The sequence below is a fragment of the Luteimonas sp. A537 genome (assembly GCF_054052065.1).
The window spans coordinates 303713-319402 of sequence record NZ_JBSVRH010000002.1; the positions used below are offsets into that span (position 1 = coordinate 303713).

Consider the following 15690-nt stretch of genomic DNA (forward strand, 5'->3'; position numbering starts at 1 on the left):
GCGTTGCGCACCGTAGCGGTTGCGCCGGCGCGGTTGAAACCGTTTACAGCGTACGCCGCCTGAACAGCTGTCGCCCGGAAGCGTCATTCTCAGAGCGCGTTAAGCGTGCGCACCGTGAAGTGGAGGCGAACGACTCCAGGGAGCACCACAATGACCTTGCATCCAGTCCCCATGTTCCTCGCGATCATGCTGTCGATCGGGATCGCGCTTCCGGCAACGGCCGACGCGCTGGAGCGTCCGCGCGAGGCGCGCACGCATCAGAACGATGACAACCGCCCCCGAAGGCAGGAGGCGGCTCGCGAGGCGCGCAAGCGCCCGGACGAACAGCGCCAGCGCAACCAGGCCGCGCGTGGCGGCGATCGCGCCGGCAAGGGCCAGGGTGGCCCGGAACAGGCATCCCGGCAGCGCCGTGATACGCCGGCGCGGCAGCGCGATGCCGGGCAGAAGAGGCCGTCGGCTGCGCGCGAACACCCGCAGCAGCGCCAGGCCGCACAGCGCCAGGCACAGCAACGCCAGGTGCCGCAACGGGAAGCCGCGGGGCGCCGCGAAGCAGCGCAGGGCCGCGCCACGGATCAACGCGACAATGCCGGACGGAGCCGCATTGCGGAGCAGCGCCAGCGCATTGCGGAACAGCGTCGGGATGCCGGACAGCGCCACATTGCGGACCAGCCCCGCGCCCCGGACCAGCGTCGCAATGCCGACCAGCGTCGCAGTGCCGACCAGCGTCGCAGTGCCGACCAGCGTCGCGATGCCGACCAGCGTCGCCAGGGCGACCGGCGCCAGGGCCGGGGCGTCGACCAGCGCGAACGCGAACGGCGCGTCGCCCAGCAGCGCCAGCGCGAAGCCCAGCACCAGCGTCATCGACGCGAGCTGCGTGATGCCCAGCGTCGCCACGAGCAGCGCCTTGCCCAGCAACGCCGCGTCCACCAGCAGCGCTACCTGCGCAACTACTACTCCCGTGTCCACGCGCGCGACCCGCGCTGGAGCAGCTACAACGCCGCCTGGTACAGCGCGCCCGCCAGCTATCGCTACCAGCGCGCAGGCCACTACTACAGCGTGAACCAGTACGGCGCCGACCTGCTGCAGCAGGCCGTCGACCTCGGCTACAGGGAAGGCCGCGAGGCCGGCCGCGCCGACTACGACGATGGCTGGCAGCCCGACTACCGCAACAGCCACGCCTGGGAGGACGCCAGCTACGGCTACAACGGCTGGTACGTCGACCGCTCGGAGTACATCCACTATTTCCGCCAAGGGTTCCAGCGCGGATATGAAGACGGCTACTACGGACGCAGCCAGTACGGGCAGCGGAACGACAAGGGCGAGTACCTGATCCTGGCCGCTGTGCTGTCCGCAATCCTCGCTTTCCAGCACCTCTGATCCGCCTGTTTCAGCGCAGCTGGCTGTCCTTGCTGCCTCGCCGGTTATAGCCGGCGAGGCCCGCTTCCTCGTCCTGCGCGGCCTGGCACGGCATGCAAAGGCGTACGCCGGGCACGACCTTGCGTCGCGCTTCCGGAATCGGCTCGCCACATTCTTCGCAGTCCTCGCGCCCCGGTCCGGTGCCCAGCCGGCTGCGTGCACGCTCAATCGCGTCCTTCACGGTTGCGTCGATCTGGTCCTGTACGGCGCCGTCGCCGGCCCAGCCGGTGGCCATGCTGTTTCTCCGCGGATGCTGGATACCGCCTGTTATCGGGGTCCGCCCCCTGCCTTGCAAGCCCTGCCGCCGGCCCATACGCCACACCATCGGACTTGCACGCCGATTCGCGGCGTTGCGCGGGTTTCACCGCGCCGTGCGACCATTGCGGCATGCGCGTGAACACGATTGCTCCACTCGCCGCCCTGTTGTCGCTGTTGCTGTCACTGGCAGCCGTCGCTGGCGCTCCGGCCCACGCTCAGGCAAGCGCTCCGGCCGCGGCACCCACGGCCGCTGAGAGCGTCACCTCGCCCGTTACCGCCGAAGGCGTGGACACCGCGGACGCCGGACGCGACCTTGCCGACAGTCGGCGCGTTGCCGAGCGCCTGCAGGAGACCGATGGGCTGGCCGACGTCACCGTGACCGTGCGTGACGGCGTGGCCGAACTGCAGGGCGTGGTCCTCGCACCCGAGGACCGCGAGCGCGCCGTCCAGGTGGCCGAACAGCAACCCGGGAGCACCCGGGTCGACAACCGCGTGATGGTGAGCACCCGCATCTCCGACCGCATCGGCACCGCGTCCACGCTCGCGCTGGACAAGATCGTGCGCCTGGTGGCCGCCCTGCCGCTGCTCATCGTGGCGATGCTGGTAGTCGCCCTGGCGTGGTGGCTGGGGAAATGGCTGGGGCGGCGCTTCGGACAACGCATCCAGCGACGCAACTGGCAGTCCGAGAACCCTTATTTCGCAAGCCTGGTGCAGCAGCTGGTGCAGTGGCTGGTGCTCCTGGGCGGGGTCCTGGTGGCACTCGACCTGCTGGGGGCGACCGCCCTGGTGGGCGCGGTCATGGGTTCGGCAGGCGTGATCGGGCTCGCGCTTGGCTTCGCGTTCAAGGACATCGCCGAAAACTACGTGGCCGGCGTGCTGCTGAGCATCCGCCGCCCGTTCGCGCCGGGCGACTCCCTGCGCATCGACGGCAGCCATGAAGGCAAGGTCGCGGCGCTGACGCCGCGCGCCACCGTACTCGTGACCTTTGATGGCAACCGCCTCACCCTGCCCAACGCGCTGGTGTTCAAGTCGGTGGTGCTGAACTTCTCCAGCAACGCGCGGCGGCGGCTGGAATTCACGATCCCGGTCGACGTGGCGGAATCGATCCGCTGCGTGCAGGACGTCGCCCTGGCGGCGATTCGCGGGGTCGATGGCGTGCTGGCGGATCCCGGGCCCTCCTGGACGGTGGACGCCTATGACGCGTCGGGGATCACGCTGCGCTTCTTCGCCTGGGTCGACCAGCGCAGCAGTGACCTTGGCAAGGTTCGCAGCGAGGCTATCCATTCGGTGCGTACGCGCCTGGCCGAGGCCGGAGTGAACACACCGCGCGTGATCCAATATGCCGCCACGCTCCCGGAAGAAGGTCCCCCGGCCAGGGCGGCCGAGCTTGCCGTGCAGGCGCCACCCGCCGAGGAGGCAACGGCCGACACCTCGGTCAACCGCGACCTTGACGAGCACATTGCCGCCGAGCAGCAGGCTCACGCCAGCGAAGACCTGCTTCCGGTGGAACCCGAAGCCTCGCCGGCGCACACGGCGCCCTGAAAGGCCTTGCTGCTGTCCGCCCGGGCTCCGGCCAGCCGGCGTTTCGGATTTTCCCTACCCTCGAACCGCCAAGTCACTGACAGGCAGCCAAGCCATCCCAGCGCATGATATCGGGGCCCCGGCAGCACGGCCCTGCACCGGTCACGGATGCCGCTCAGCAACGGAACTGGCCGCGACCTTGAGCAAGTCGTGAAGCTGGGCCGGGGCACACCTACACCACCAAGGCGCGCCAATGGTCGAGATCAAACAGGTCGCGGCGGGGTTCCGGGTCTCGGGCGCGAGCTTCGACGAGGTCTTCCACAGCCGCTTCAAGGCCACCATGGCGGCGCACGCCGTCGCACTCGGTGATGCCACCCTGTCCGGCCGGGCCGTCACCATCACCATGCCCACCGGCTGGGGCGACACGCTGCTCGTGGAGCCCGGCCCGGCGCTTCACTCCTCGCGCGCCTGACCCTCGCCACGGGCCCCGTGGCCGGTCAGAGGCCCGACGGTGCGGGCGGCGGCGTGCCAGCGGGGCGCGCACAGCCGGACACCGGCCCGATCCCGTCGATGACCAGCTCGGCCACCTGGGGGAATACGGCACCCGACATGGTGTCCTCGCACGGTCCCGGCGTCAGCGTCACCGAGATCGTCCCGGCATCGTCGCTGGCGTGCACCAGCCTGGCGCCTTCGACCTCGTTTTCAGTATCGATGCCAAACCGCCGGCCTTCGAGGTCGGGTCCGCTGAGCACCACCGCGCCCGCTTCCACGCTCGCCTGCCAGAAAGGCTCGTTGGTCAGGACCACGAACTCGGCCGGGAGGCTGGCCTCGCCGGCCGGCGGGGCCTGCTCCGCAGCCGCGGCGTTCGTGCCGTCATCGGCCGCGTCCGGCGACGGCGCGCTTTGCTCGCAGGCCGCCAACGGCAGGGCCAGCACGAGCAGCATCGAGATCAGTCTGGAATCCATCGTTATCCGTGCTCCGGGGAAGTGAGGGCGACAGCATGCCGCATGCCGGCTGACGGGACGCTATCCAGCCAGCGCAGCGCGCCTTCGGCGGCCACGCATCCACTGGCGAAGCAGGCGGTCAGCAGGTACCCGCCAGTCGGCGCTTCCCAGTCGAGCATCTCCCCCGCAGCGAAGACGCCCGGCCGCGCCCGAAGCATCAGCCCGTCGTCCAGAGCCTCGAGGCGGACGCCACCGGCGCTGCTGATCGCCTCCGCCAGGGGGCGCGTCGCGACCAGCCGCAGAGCCAGGCGCTTGGTGGCGACTGCCACGGCTGCCGGGTCATGCAAGGCGTCGGCATCGAGGACTTCGCGCAGCAGGCCGGCCTTGGCGCCGTCGAGCCCCGCTGCACGCCGCAGGTGCTCAGACAGGCTGCGCTTGCCACGCGGCCGCGACAGCTCGGCCTGCAGCCGCGCAAGCTCGCGTCCGGGCGCCAGGTCGAGCTCGAGGACCGCATGCCCGTCGCGGGCGACGAGTTCGCGCAGGTCGGCGGAGATCGCATAGACCAGGCTGCCTTCGATCCCGTGTTCCGAAACCACGCACTCGCCCTGCAGTGCATGCGCGCGGCCGTCCGCACCGCGCCAATGCGCAACGACCGGCTTCAGCGGGGCACCCGCATGGCGCCCTGCGAAATGCGTGGACCAGGCGATGTCGAAGCCGCAATTGGATGATTGCAGCGGCGCGACCTCAATGCCGGCATCGCGCAGGAGGTCCTGCCATGCGCCATCCGAACCCAGCTGCGGCCAGCTGCCTCCGCCCAGCGCGAGCAAGGTGGCGTCGGCTTCGAATCCGGTTTCGCCATCCGGCGTCGCAAACCGCAATGCACCACTGTCGTTCCATCCCAGCCAGCGATGGTGGACGTGGATGTCCACGCCCTGCGCGCGCAGCCTGCGGACCCAGCCGCGCAGCAGCGGGGCGGCCTTGAGGTCCACGGGAAAGACCCGTCCGGAGCTGCCGACGAAGGTCTCGATGCCAAGCCCGCGCGCCCATGCGCGCAGCGCATCGGCATCGAACGCGGACAGCCAGCGACCGACCTCGGCGTTGCGTTCGCGATAGCGGCTGGCGAACAGGGCCGGCGGGTCGGAGTGGGTGAGGTTCAGGCCGCCCTTGCCCGCGACCAGGAACTTGCGCCCGACCGAGCCCTTGGCCTCGAAGACATGGACCTCGCAGCCGGCCGCGCGCAGCAGTTCGGCGGCGAACAGCCCGGCCGGGCCGCCGCCAACGACAGCGACGCGGCGGGCGCCGGTCGGCAAGGTTCCAGCGGCGGGCGCCGCGGTCATCGCTCTCAGGCCTTGCGCAGGAAGCAGGTCTTCAGCACGAGGTCGCGGATCTTGTCCGAATGCCCCTCGATATTCTCCGCGTCGTCCTCGATCAGGCGGATGTTGCGGATCATCGTGCCCTGCTTGAGCGGGATCGACGAGCCCTTGACCTTGAGGTCCTTGATCACCACCACGGTGTCGCCCGCTTCCAGCGGATTGCCGTTGACGTCGCGCACCACCATGGCCTTGCCGTCGGCGGTCTCACCGTCCCCGGCGGCCCATTCGTGGCCGCAGTCCGGGCACACGTACAGCGCTCCATCGGGATAGGTGTTTTCCAGCCCGCATTGCGGACAGGCGGGAATGGCGGACATGGCGACTCCAAGGACTTGCGTGGGCTGCGTATTGTAGCGACCGGCGCTCGAACGGGCCGCCCGCTGCAGCCTCGGGTTCCCAAAGCCCTGTGGCAGCCCTCCGGAAGCCCGGGCGCGTCAGCGAACGTGCACGCCGTCTCCAACCGTCGCCGGCTTCAACAGCGCCAGACCCCGGCGCAGCCGATGCAACGGAGACGGGTCGACCGGTCCGTCGTCGAGCAGGGTGTCGGCCAGCGCGCGCCTGAGCGGCGGCAGCATCCTGCCGGCCTGCATGATCGCGCGCCTCAGCGGCTGCATCGGCCGGCCGTCGTCGGTGAACATCCGGACCACCAGCGCGGTGCCGAGGAACAGCGGCAGGGAGCCGGCGCGATGGCGGCGCTGGTAGCGCGCCAGCAGCGCGGGGTGCCCCGGGTCATCGTGCACCGCGACCGAGTCGGCCACCGCCGAAGCCAGTCGCTCGACGCTGGCCAGGCCCAGGTTGAAGCCGTGCGCGGTGACCGGATGCATGCCCACCGCGGCGTCGCCGAGCAGCGCGAAGCGCGTGCCGACGAACCGGTGCGCCCAGGTCGCCACCAGCGGATACGCATGCACTTCGCCTTCCAGCGCCATCGTGCCGAAGCGGTCGCGGTAGCGCGACTGCAGTTCGCGCGAAAACGCATCGGCGTCCAGCGACTCCAGCTGCTCCGCCTCGGCGCCGGTGACCGTGACCACCGCCGAAGCCAGCTGCCCACGCAGCGGCAGCAGTGCCCGCGTCTGGCCCTTGCCGAACCACTCCCAGGCGATGCCATCGTGCGGCTTCTCCAGACGCACGCGGCATACCAGCATGGTCTTGCCGAAATCGTGCATGGCCACGGGGATGCCCATCGCGCGGCGGGTGGATGAGAAGCGGCTGTCGGCCGCCACCAGCAGCGGGGCCTGGAAACGGCGGCCGTCCTCCAGCACCACCTTGGCCTGCCGCGCGTCCGACGCCACCGAGGCAACCACGGCGTCGAAGTGAACTCGGATGCGCGGATCGCCTTCGACCAGCTGCCATGCGGCCGCGCGGATGTCGCGGTTCGCGACCAGCGCGCCCAGGGCCGGATGCCCGAGGGGCGCGGCGTCGACCTCGAATCCGTGCCCGGCATCGCCGTCGGCCACGCGCGCGCCCACCAGCGGCGACACCGCGTCTTCTGCGATCCGCTGCCATGCGCCAAGCTCGCGCAGGATGCGCATCGAGGCCTGGGTCAGCGCGATCTCGCGGCCGTCGAACGTGGGCCTGGCAACGGATCCACGCGACTGGCGCTCGAACACCTCGACGCGCAGGCCACGCTGCGACAGCGCGCGCGCCAGGCAAAGGCCGGCGGGACCGGCACCGATGACGAGGACCGACGGCTCGGACATTGCACTTCCTGATTCGACTGGAACGCCCAAGCCTGCGCTGTCCGGGCGGCGGGCGCCCTGACCGGAATCAAGTGCTGGAACAGCTCCGCGCCGCGGCGTGCACCGCCGGCTCCGCCAGGAAGCGCCCGACCTGGAACCAGACCAGCAGCGCGCCGCCGGCGATCAGCAGCGCACACAGCCCGTTGCCCGGCTGGGCCAGGTGCAACACCAGTGCCACTCCCAGTGTCAGTGCGAGCCAGGCCCAGGCCTGCCAGCGCCCGAACAGCGCACGCCTGGTTTCACGCCCGATGATCTCCCGTGCCTGCGCCGGGGGAATTCCATACTCCTCGCTGATCACTTGCGGCTGCATTGCGTGCCTGGCTCCTGTGGACGTGCGGAATTGCGTACCTCGTGGATACATGGGCGACGTGGGGTGCGTCGATTACGCCACGGATCGGCGCGCGAATAAAGAGGTTCTTCTCCCGACTGGGGGAGAGACGTACGGCCGGCCCGGCTGGTTCTTCATCGAGGCTCCGGGGTGATGACGTGACAAAGAGCCAAAGAAAAGGTTCTTCTCCCGATTGAGGGGGGCGGGTGATTGCTCCGGGAGGGTGCGCGCTGCCCGCCGTGGATGCAGGGGGTGTGCGGACAGCCGGCCATGGATGGCCGGCGGCCGGCCTTGGGAGCAGGACGCGGACAGGCCGGGGGAGCACACCCCCTGTGTGCGGGACGGGCAGCGCGCATCGGGACGGAGCAGCTCCCAGCCCCAACTGTCACGTCATCACCCGGAGCCTCGAGAAGAACCAGCCACTCCGCCGGTCGGCTGTACATCTCTCCCTCAATCAGGAGAAGAACCAAAGAAAAGGGGGCGGAAATCCGCCCCCTCTTTTCTGCTTACCAGATGCGGACCCGGTCTTCGGGCGCGATCCAGAGCGCGTCGGCATCGGTCACGCCAAATGCCTCGTACCAGGCATCGATGTTACGCAGCGGCGCGAACGCACGGATATGCCCCGGCGAATGCGTGCCGTTGACCAGCTGCTGGCGCAGTGCATCGTCGCGCCACAGCGTGCGCCAGACCTGCGACCAGCCCATGAAGAAGCGCTGTTCGCCGCTGAAGCCGTCGATCACCGGCGCCTCCGTGCCGTCTAGCGAACGGCGGTAGGCCTCCAGCGCGATCGTCAGGCCGCCAAGGTCACCGATGTTCTCGCCCATCGCCACCTTGCCGTTGATGTGCATGCCCGGCAGCTGCGGGAACTCGTAGGCCTCGTACTGCGCGCCAAGCTTCGCGGCCTGGACCTCGAACTTGGCGGCGTCGTCGGCGGTCCACCAGTCGCGCAGCAGGCCGGCGCCGTCGGACTTGCGGCCCTGGTCGTCGAAGCCGTGGATGATCTCGTGGCCGATCACGCCGCCGATTCCGCCGTAGTTCACCGCCGGATCGGCGTCGGGATCGAAGAACGGTGGTTGCAGGATGGCGGCCGGGAACACGATCTCGTTCTTCACCGACGAGTAGTACGCATTGACCGTCTGCGGGGTCATGCCCCACTCGGCCTTGTCGACCTGCTTGCCGATGCGCGCACGGTCGTAATCCCATTCGAACGCCGCCGAACGCAGGGCATTGCCGAGCACGTCGCCGTCCTTGACCTCGAGCGCCGCGTAGTCGCGCCACTCCTCCGGGTGGCCGATCTTCAGGCCGAAGCCGGCCAGCTTGGCGCGGGCTTCCTTCTTGGTGTCCTCGCCCATCCATTCCAGCTGGTCCAGGCGCGCGCCCATGGCCGCCTTCACGTTGGCCACCAAGTCGTCCATCTTGGCCTTGGCGTCCGGCGGGAAGTACTGCGCCACGTAGTCGCGACCGATCGCCTCGCCCATCGCGCCCTCGGCGTGGGCCACGCCGCGCTTCCAGCGCTCGCGCTGCTCGGGCTGGCCGGAGAGGAACTTCGAGCGGAAGTCGAAGTGCGCGTCGACGAAGTCCTTCGACAGCAGCGGCGCGGCCTGGTCGGTGACGTGGAAGGCCTGCCAGGCCTTCAGCGTATCGAGGTCGGCCCCGGCGAAGATCGCAGCCAGCTTCGGGATCGCCGTGCCCTGGCGGACCACGGCGCGCGGCGCATCGCCGACACCGGACGCGGCGAAATAACGCTCCCAGGGGAAGCCCGGTGCGGTGGTCGCGAACGCGGCGCGCTCGACCGGGTTGTAGGTGCGGCTGCGGTCGCGGCTTTCGGCGCGGGTCCAGTGCGCTTCGGCCACCGCCTTCTCGAAGTCGAACACGCGCTGCGCGTTCGCCTGCGCCTGGTCCCAGCCGGCCAGTTCCAGCAGCTGGGCGATGTAGGCGACGTAGCGCTCGCGCTGCGGCTCGAACTTCTCGTCCAGGTACATCTGGCGATCGCCAAGGCCGAGGCCGGACTGGCTCATGTACAGGGTGTAGCGATCGGGATCGCGCTGGTCGTCGGAGACGCCCACGCGGAACAGGGTCGCGCCCGGACCGCCGGCCGCGCGGCCCATCAGATCGGCCAGCGCATCCTTGTCGGCCGCTGCGCGGACAGCGTCGAGGTGCGGTGCCAGCGGGGCGGCGCCCAGGGCTTCGATCGTGGCCTCGTCCATGAAACTGCGGTAGAGGGTCGCGACCTTGGCGGTGTCGCCGGTGGCGGCGTCGCCGAGCGCGGCATAGCCGTCCACCAGGCCGCGCACGCGCGCCTCGGACAGGTCGCGCAGGACCAGGAACGAGCCGTACATCGACTTGTCGGAAGGGATTTCGGTGTTGTCCGCCCAGGTGCCGCTGACGTAGCGGAAGAAGTCGGCGCCCGGCTGCACGTCCCGGTCCATGCCCGCGGTGTCGATGCCCCAGGTGCCGTAGCGCGTGGCAGCCACGGTGTCGCCGGCACCAGCGGCGGAGTCGTCCGCTTCGAACAGCAGGCTGGCGTCGCAGGCGATGTCGATGCAGTCGGCCGCGGCGCGGACGTCATGGGCGGATACGGGGGCGGCAAGCGACAGCGCGAGCGCGGTCGCCGCGGTGAGAAGGCTGATCTTCAAGTTGGAAATCTCCGGACTGGATGCGATGGATGGGCGCCGTGCGGACGCCAACCCTGCAAGCATACCCAACACCGCCGGGTCGCCTGCGATCAGGCAGCCGACCCGGTCGGGGCAGCCATCGTGCTGCCCGCCCCGACCGCGCGATCTGGGACAATCGCGACCACGCCGGCATGGTGCCGTCAGGGAGCCGTGATGAGGGAGCAATTGCCTGTGTGGGTCCAGGAATGGCTGGGCGTGATCGTGCCGTTCGGGCAGGTGGCGCTGATCATCCTCGGGGCCTGGCTGCTGCGCCTGCTCGCGCGCCGCATCGGCGATCGGGTCTGGAAGCGCTATGACGCGCCGCAGGAGCTGGTGATCGGATCGCAGCGCGTGGTCACCTTCCTGATTTCGGCCGCGGCCGTGCTGCTCGTGCTGCAGCGGCTTGGCGTATCCGGCACGGTGCTGTGGACGGCGTTCACCGGGTTTGCCGCGGTGGCGGCGGTGGCCTTCTTCGCCGCATGGAGCGTGCTGTCGAACATCTTCTGCACGATGCTGATCCTGGCCACGCGCCCGTTCCGGCTGCACGACCACGTCGAACTCCTCGAAAGTGGCGACAAGCCGGGGCTCGGCGGTCGGGTCACCGACATCAACCTCGTCTACACCACGCTGCAGGAAACCGACGACGCCGGCGAGCCGCGCGGCAGCGTGCTGCGCGTGCCCAACAGCCTGTTCTTCCAGCGCAGCGTACGCCGCTGGCGCAGCGCCGAGGACCGGCGCCTGGCACTGCAGGCGCGCAAGCGGCCCGGGCAGATCCTGGACGTCTGAGACCGCCCTGGACCCGCGCGGACGGCCATCACGCCGCGCGCCCGTCCCGCAACGCATCGTTGCGGCCAGCCATGCTTCCAACCGGCGCGCCTGCCCCTACGCTGGCCGACAGACGCTTCCATCCATCCCCAAGGACACCCGCCATGGCCAAGTACCGTCTCGCCATCATCGTCGGCAGCAATCGCCGCGACTCCATCAACCGCAAGCTTGCCGAAGCCATGGCCCGGCTGCTGCCCGATACCTTTGAAGTCAGCTGGCCACGCATCGACGACCTGCCGATGTACAACATGGACCTGGAAGGCGCGCGCCCGGCCGAAGTGGCCCGCTTCACCGATGAAGTCGCCGCCGCCGATGCCATCGCCGTGGTCATGCCCGAACACAATCGCTCGCTGCCGGCGGTATTGAAGAACGCCATCGACTGGGGCTCCAAGCCGATGGACAGGAACGTCTGGCGCGGCAAGCCGGCCTCGATCACAGGCACCACGCCGGGGGCGATCGGCACCGCGGTGGGCCAGCAGCACCTGCGCCAGATCCTCGGCATCCTCGGTGCGGTGGTCCAGGGCGGCGAAGCCTACATCCAGTTCAAACCCGACCTCATCGGCGCTGACGGTGACTTCGCCAGCGCCGACACCCGTGCCTTCCTGCAGGCCTACGTCGACGGCTTTGTCGATCTGGTCGCCCGGCTGGTGCCACGCTGAAGCGTGCCCGCCGCTGGAATCGCCGCAACCCTGGAGCCTTCAATGCACCCCATCAAGCGCAGCATCGTACTCGCCGCCCTCGCCGTGGCATCGGCCTGTTCACCACAGGCGCGCGCCACGCTCCAGCCCGGGGACGCGGCACCCGACTTCACCGCACCAGCGTGGCTTGCCGGCGAAGCCTTCGAATACTCGCTCGCCGATGCCCTGCGCGACGGGCCGGTGGTGCTGTACTTCTTCCCGGCCGCGAACACTCCGGGCTGCAACATCGAGGCTTCGCTGTTCTCGCAGGCCGTCGATGACTTCAAGGCGCGCGGCGTTTCCGTGATCGGCGTGACTGCAGGCAACACCGGGCAGCTGCGCGAATTTTCCGCCGACAAGGCGACCTGCGCCGGGAAATTCCCGGTGGCCGCCGACGAGGGCGCGAAGATCGCCGCGGATTACCACGCGGCGCTCGAGCGCAAGCCGGAGATGTCCAGCCGCACCTCCTACCTGATTGGCAGCGACGGCCGCATCCTTGCCGTGCATTCGGACATGAATCCCGCGCAGCACGTCAAGCACATGCTCGAAAGCATCCCCGGCGACGCCGGCGGCTGAACACGCAAGCTGACCACAGCGGCCGCGACGCCGCAGCGGCCACTGCCCCACGACCACCAACGCCGCGACCGGGATCGTCACGCCGGGAGGCACGACCGCCACCGCCGGCATCGTGGCCGGAACGCACACCGCGGTGATCGAAAAGGTCATTTTTGTCCGCATGCGGAGAGCGTGAAGCGTGTCCGGCCTCCCAAAACCGCGCGGCAACGTGCTAATAGTCCATGCAGGTGGCCACCGGACGGGAAGGATGGAAACGGAAGGCCGGGGCGGAAGACGGGTTCACGCGGTACGGCTGGCGGTGGCGGCAGCGACGCTTGCAGTCACGTTGGCCATCGCTGCTCCCGCTGCAGCCGATACCTCCACCAACAACGACGCCTCCCGCAACAGCCTGCGTTTCGGCGGCGACGCCGACTACCCGCCCTATCACTTCATCGACGCCAACGGTCGGGCCGACGGCTTCGACGTCGAGCTCGCCCGCGGGATCGCCGCCGACCTGGGCTTTGATCCGGTGTTCGAACTCGGGGAATGGGACACTGCGCTCGAGCGCTTGTCGCGCGGTGAACTCGATGTCGTGCCGATGTTCTGGTCGGCGGAGCGCGAGCGCCGGTATGGACTGAGCGAGCCGATCCTGCTCCGTCACCATGCCCTGTTCGGGCAGTACGAAACCCCGACCGTCACCTCGCTGGAGACGCTTGCCAACGTTCGGGTGGCAGTGCAGCACGCCGGCCTGGCATGGGAGACGATGCGCGAACTCGCCCGCCCCGGCGTCAGGCTGGTCGCCATCGACAACGAGTCCGAAACGCTGGCGCTTGTCACGAGTGGCCAGGTCGACTACGCCCTGGTGCCCACCGGCATCGGCTATTACGCGATCCAGCACTCCGGCCTGCATGACATCGTCGCGCTCAGCCCGCCGCTGCTGGAGCGCAAGTATGTGTTCGCAATCAGGCCCGGGCAGCCGGCGCTGGTGGCCAGGTTCAACGAGTCGCTTGTACGCCTGCGCAGGAACGGGGAGCAGAACCGCCTGTACATCGAATGGCTCGGCAATCCCGCCGCCACCGGTGGGGAACCGCGTCGACACGCGGTGCCCTCCCCGGCTGCGTCCCCGGCGGCCCTGCCCGCGCGCGCGGCATTCGCCTTGCTTGCCGCGCTGCTGGTTGCCGGCATCGTGCTGTTCGCCTGGCGCCGCAGGAGGCGCCCGGCGACCGGGCGCGCGATCGCCCCCAGGGCCGCCGGCGTGCCGGGCACCGACGACGCCCTGATCCTTGCCGAACTGCGCGATGCGATCGCCAGGCAGGAGCTCGATTTCGCCCTGCAGCCAAAGATCGATCTTCGCAGCAGCCGGGTGCTTGGCGCCGAACTGCTGGTGCGCTGGCAGCACCCGCGCCTGGGAGCGCTGGCGCCGGATGACTTCGTGCCGATCCTGGAACGGGCGCACGCCATTGGCGAAATGACCCTCTACCTGGTGCGCCACGGCGTCGCCAAGTGCCACAGCTGGCCCGACACCGGCGACCCGCTGCACATCGCGATCAACGTATCGGCCAACGACCTCGCCGATCCGCGCCTCGTCGATGCGATCATCGAAGCCAGTGGCGAACAGGGCCATTGCCTGATGCTGGAAATCACCGAAACCGAAGTGATGCGCGAACCCGAACGCGTCGCCGAAGCCCTTCCGCGGCTCCGCAGGCACGGGATCGGGATCTCCGTCGACGACTTCGGCGCCGGCCACTCTTCGCTGCTGAACCTGCGCCGGCTGGCGCCGGAGGAGCTCAAGATCGATCGCTCCTTCGTGCATGCGCTGCGGGCGTCGCGCTCCGACCGCGCGATCGTCCGCGCCACGATCGACCTGGGCCACGAACTCGGCGCCAGCGTGGCCGCCGAGGGCATCGAGGACGAAGCCACGCGGCGATGGCTCCTCGAGGCAGGCTGCGACATCGGCCAGGGGTTCGTCATCGCCCGCCCCATGCCGCCCGCCGAATTCCTGGCACTGCTGCGCGCGCAGGACTGAGCCGACGGGTTGCTTCCTGCTACGCTGGGGAAGGCCCGCGGCCAGCTGCGTGCCCTGCGCGCATCGGCCCCGGCCGGTACGCACCCTCCCTCGCGCACGACTCCGCAAGGAGCGACGCCCCTCCCGGGAGGCCTCCGTGCCCGGCTATTCCACCCGCACCCTCACGGTGGCGATCGGCGCCCATCGCTATCGCCTGCGCGTGCTCAGCGATCGCCAGCAGTTCGCGGACCCGGACGGTCACGGCGAGCGCCTGGGGATCTCCTCGGCCCAGTGGAGCCATTTCGGCCAGCTCTGGCCGTCGGGACGCCTCCTGGCCACGGCCATGGACATGCTCCCTGTCAAAGGCAAGCGCATCCTCGAGGCCGGCTGCGGCATCGGCCTCGCGAGCCTCGTGCTGCAGCGCCGCGGTGCCGACGTGGTCGCGTCCGACATCCACCCGCTCGCCGAAGCCTTCCTGGCCTACAACTCGGCGCTCAACGAGCTGCCCGCCGTGCATTACCGGCAGTTGGATTGGGAGAATGAACTGCCGACCCTGGGCAGCTTCGACATGATTGTCGCCAGCGACGTGCTGTACGAGCGGGACCACGCGGCCCTCCTCGCCGGGGTCGTGGAGCGGCATGCGCACGAACGCGCCGAGGTCGTGGTCGCCGACCCCGGTCGCGGCAACAGCGCAGTGCTGGCCAGGCTGCTGGACGCCCTGGGCTTCACGCTCTCGCGATCGCGCGGGGCGCTGGAAGGCGATGCAGCCGGTGTCCAGACCGGGCGCCTGCTGCATTTCCGGCGCTGAGGGCTGACACGGCGTTACGGGCGCGTCAAGTACCTGCAAACACTTTGTTAATGTGGGATTTGTATAATGGATGCAAGGACTCGCGTCCAGTCATGGTATGTCGCGTCCCGATCCGGCAGTCCTTTCTCCGTCGCGCGTGCACAAGCAAGCACGTGGAGTAAGCCGTCCACTGCCCACGACCGCCCTCCGCCGGTCCACCGCCAAGCGCCGCCGGCGCTGGCCGGGCCACAAACGACAGGAGTCGAGATGTCTCGCAGCAGCACCCAGAAGACCCCCGCCACCGCTTCCACCGCCGCCACTCCCGCGCGCGCCAGGACCTCCGCGCCGCTCCGCCGGACCTCCAGCAGCCGCGCCAACAGCACGACCGCGCACCTGACCAGCCAGCGCATCGCTGCCGACCTTGCCTCGTTCAAGAAGTCCGGCGGGCGCATCGAGGTGCTGGGCAACACACCACTGCGCCCCTATACCTCGCGCACGACCAGCCGCAAGACCACGGCAGCTGTGCCTGCGGCGCCGGCACCGGCGGCACCTGTGGCGAAGGCCAAGAAGTCCTGACCGGTCCATCCGGCCTCCCGGACCGTCGGACCATGCGG

The 15690-nt window shown here is 69.6% G+C and carries 17 protein-coding genes; 9 read left to right on the forward strand and 8 right to left on the reverse strand.

Annotated elements, in window-relative coordinates:
- Window positions 1–99: 99 nt before the first annotated feature.
- On the reverse strand, window positions 100–927 hold the full coding sequence (locus ACW7GZ_RS05265; protein ID WP_457008219.1) for a hypothetical protein: 828 nt from the start codon (window positions 925–927) through the stop codon (window positions 100–102).
- A gap of 129 nt (window positions 928–1056) precedes the next feature.
- Here ACW7GZ_RS05265 and ACW7GZ_RS05270 point away from each other — a divergent pair, with 129 nt between their 5' ends.
- On the forward strand, window positions 1057–1377 hold the full coding sequence (locus ACW7GZ_RS05270; protein WP_457003505.1) for a hypothetical protein: 321 nt from the start codon (window positions 1057–1059) through the stop codon (window positions 1375–1377).
- A 10-nt stretch (window positions 1378–1387) separates the two neighbouring features.
- Here the strand turns inward: ACW7GZ_RS05270 and ACW7GZ_RS05275 are convergent, their stop codons facing one another.
- On the reverse strand, window positions 1388–1651 hold the full coding sequence (locus ACW7GZ_RS05275; protein WP_457003504.1) for a DksA/TraR family C4-type zinc finger protein: 264 nt from the start codon (window positions 1649–1651) through the stop codon (window positions 1388–1390).
- Window positions 1652–1803: 152 nt separating this feature from the next.
- Between ACW7GZ_RS05275 and ACW7GZ_RS05280 the strand changes: the two genes are divergently transcribed.
- Window positions 1804–3216 carry a mechanosensitive ion channel domain-containing protein gene (locus ACW7GZ_RS05280; protein WP_457008221.1) on the forward strand — a complete coding sequence of 471 codons (1413 nt, stop codon included), beginning with the start codon at window positions 1804–1806 and terminating at the stop codon, window positions 3214–3216.
- Window positions 3217–3448: 232 nt separating this feature from the next.
- The gene (locus tag ACW7GZ_RS05285; protein ID WP_457003501.1) at window positions 3449–3667 is read left to right on the forward strand and encodes a hypothetical protein; all 219 of its coding nucleotides are present in this window, start codon (window positions 3449–3451) and stop codon (window positions 3665–3667) included.
- A 25-nt stretch (window positions 3668–3692) separates the two neighbouring features.
- Here the strand turns inward: ACW7GZ_RS05285 and ACW7GZ_RS05290 are convergent, their stop codons facing one another.
- From ACW7GZ_RS05290 to ACW7GZ_RS05315, 6 genes are all read right to left on the reverse strand, one after another.
- Complete coding sequence (locus ACW7GZ_RS05290) at window positions 3693–4160, reverse strand: hypothetical protein (protein WP_457003499.1); 468 nt, start codon at window positions 4158–4160, stop codon at window positions 3693–3695.
- Window positions 4161–4162: 2 nt separating this feature from the next.
- On the reverse strand, window positions 4163–5476 hold the full coding sequence (locus ACW7GZ_RS05295) for a TIGR03862 family flavoprotein (RefSeq protein ID WP_457003497.1): 1314 nt from the start codon (window positions 5474–5476) through the stop codon (window positions 4163–4165).
- A 5-nt stretch (window positions 5477–5481) separates the two neighbouring features.
- Window positions 5482–5826, reverse strand: a complete 345-nt coding sequence (locus ACW7GZ_RS05300; protein WP_457003495.1) for a zinc ribbon domain-containing protein YjdM — start codon at window positions 5824–5826, stop codon at window positions 5482–5484.
- A 117-nt stretch (window positions 5827–5943) separates the two neighbouring features.
- Complete coding sequence (gene ubiM / locus ACW7GZ_RS05305) at window positions 5944–7206, reverse strand: 5-demethoxyubiquinol-8 5-hydroxylase UbiM (RefSeq protein WP_457003493.1); 1263 nt, start codon at window positions 7204–7206, stop codon at window positions 5944–5946.
- 67 nt (window positions 7207–7273) lie between these two features.
- Window positions 7274–7555 carry a hypothetical protein gene (locus ACW7GZ_RS05310; protein WP_457003492.1) on the reverse strand — a complete coding sequence of 94 codons (282 nt, stop codon included), beginning with the start codon at window positions 7553–7555 and terminating at the stop codon, window positions 7274–7276.
- A gap of 524 nt (window positions 7556–8079) precedes the next feature.
- Window positions 8080–10209: a M13 family metallopeptidase gene (locus ACW7GZ_RS05315; RefSeq protein ID WP_457008223.1), complete on the reverse strand. Its 2130-nt coding sequence runs from the start codon at window positions 10207–10209 to the stop codon at window positions 8080–8082.
- A gap of 192 nt (window positions 10210–10401) precedes the next feature.
- Here ACW7GZ_RS05315 and ACW7GZ_RS05320 point away from each other — a divergent pair, with 192 nt between their 5' ends.
- The 6 genes from ACW7GZ_RS05320 to ACW7GZ_RS05345 all read left to right on the forward strand — a co-directional run bounded on the left by ACW7GZ_RS05320 (window position 10402) and on the right by ACW7GZ_RS05345 (window position 15652).
- Window positions 10402–11013 carry a mechanosensitive ion channel domain-containing protein gene (locus ACW7GZ_RS05320; RefSeq protein ID WP_457008225.1) on the forward strand — a complete coding sequence of 204 codons (612 nt, stop codon included), beginning with the start codon at window positions 10402–10404 and terminating at the stop codon, window positions 11011–11013.
- Window positions 11014–11156: 143 nt separating this feature from the next.
- A complete protein-coding gene (locus ACW7GZ_RS05325) occupies window positions 11157–11711 on the forward strand; it encodes an NADPH-dependent FMN reductase (RefSeq protein WP_457003486.1) in 555 nt (184 codons plus the stop codon).
- 42 nt (window positions 11712–11753) lie between these two features.
- The gene (locus ACW7GZ_RS05330; RefSeq protein WP_457003484.1) at window positions 11754–12305 is read left to right on the forward strand and encodes a peroxiredoxin; all 552 of its coding nucleotides are present in this window, start codon (window positions 11754–11756) and stop codon (window positions 12303–12305) included.
- A 325-nt stretch (window positions 12306–12630) separates the two neighbouring features.
- A complete protein-coding gene (locus ACW7GZ_RS05335; protein WP_457008227.1) occupies window positions 12631–14310 on the forward strand; it encodes an EAL domain-containing protein in 1680 nt (559 codons plus the stop codon).
- A gap of 136 nt (window positions 14311–14446) precedes the next feature.
- Window positions 14447–15097, forward strand: a complete 651-nt coding sequence (locus tag ACW7GZ_RS05340; RefSeq protein WP_457003480.1) for a class I SAM-dependent methyltransferase — start codon at window positions 14447–14449, stop codon at window positions 15095–15097.
- A 246-nt stretch (window positions 15098–15343) separates the two neighbouring features.
- Window positions 15344–15652 (forward strand): hypothetical protein, encoded by a 309-nt coding sequence (locus tag ACW7GZ_RS05345; protein ID WP_457003478.1) that lies wholly within the window; start codon window positions 15344–15346, stop codon window positions 15650–15652.
- Window positions 15653–15690 lie beyond the last annotated feature (38 nt).

What these genes read in the sequence shown, in the direction of transcription:
- ACW7GZ_RS05275 (WP_457003504.1), bottom strand. Translation starts at nt 1,651, where the DNA reads ATGGCCACCGGCTGGGCCGGCGACGGCGCCGTACAGGACCAGATCGAC.
- ACW7GZ_RS05280 (WP_457008221.1), top strand. Translation starts at nt 1,804, where the DNA reads ATGCGCGTGAACACGATTGCTCCACTCGCCGCCCTGTTGTCGCTGTTG.
- ACW7GZ_RS05285 (WP_457003501.1), top strand. Translation starts at nt 3,449, where the DNA reads ATGGTCGAGATCAAACAGGTCGCGGCGGGGTTCCGGGTCTCGGGCGCG.
- ACW7GZ_RS05290 (WP_457003499.1), bottom strand. Translation starts at nt 4,160, where the DNA reads ATGGATTCCAGACTGATCTCGATGCTGCTCGTGCTGGCCCTGCCGTTG.
- ACW7GZ_RS05295 (WP_457003497.1), bottom strand. Translation starts at nt 5,476, where the DNA reads ATGACCGCGGCGCCCGCCGCTGGAACCTTGCCGACCGGCGCCCGCCGC.
- ACW7GZ_RS05300 (WP_457003495.1), bottom strand. Translation starts at nt 5,826, where the DNA reads ATGTCCGCCATTCCCGCCTGTCCGCAATGCGGGCTGGAAAACACCTAT.
- ubiM (WP_457003493.1), bottom strand. Translation starts at nt 7,206, where the DNA reads ATGTCCGAGCCGTCGGTCCTCGTCATCGGTGCCGGTCCCGCCGGCCTT.
- ACW7GZ_RS05310 (WP_457003492.1), bottom strand. Translation starts at nt 7,555, where the DNA reads ATGCAGCCGCAAGTGATCAGCGAGGAGTATGGAATTCCCCCGGCGCAG.
- ACW7GZ_RS05320 (WP_457008225.1), top strand. Translation starts at nt 10,402, where the DNA reads ATGAGGGAGCAATTGCCTGTGTGGGTCCAGGAATGGCTGGGCGTGATC.
- ACW7GZ_RS05325 (WP_457003486.1), top strand. Translation starts at nt 11,157, where the DNA reads ATGGCCAAGTACCGTCTCGCCATCATCGTCGGCAGCAATCGCCGCGAC.
- ACW7GZ_RS05330 (WP_457003484.1), top strand. Translation starts at nt 11,754, where the DNA reads ATGCACCCCATCAAGCGCAGCATCGTACTCGCCGCCCTCGCCGTGGCA.
- ACW7GZ_RS05345 (WP_457003478.1), top strand. Translation starts at nt 15,344, where the DNA reads ATGTCTCGCAGCAGCACCCAGAAGACCCCCGCCACCGCTTCCACCGCC.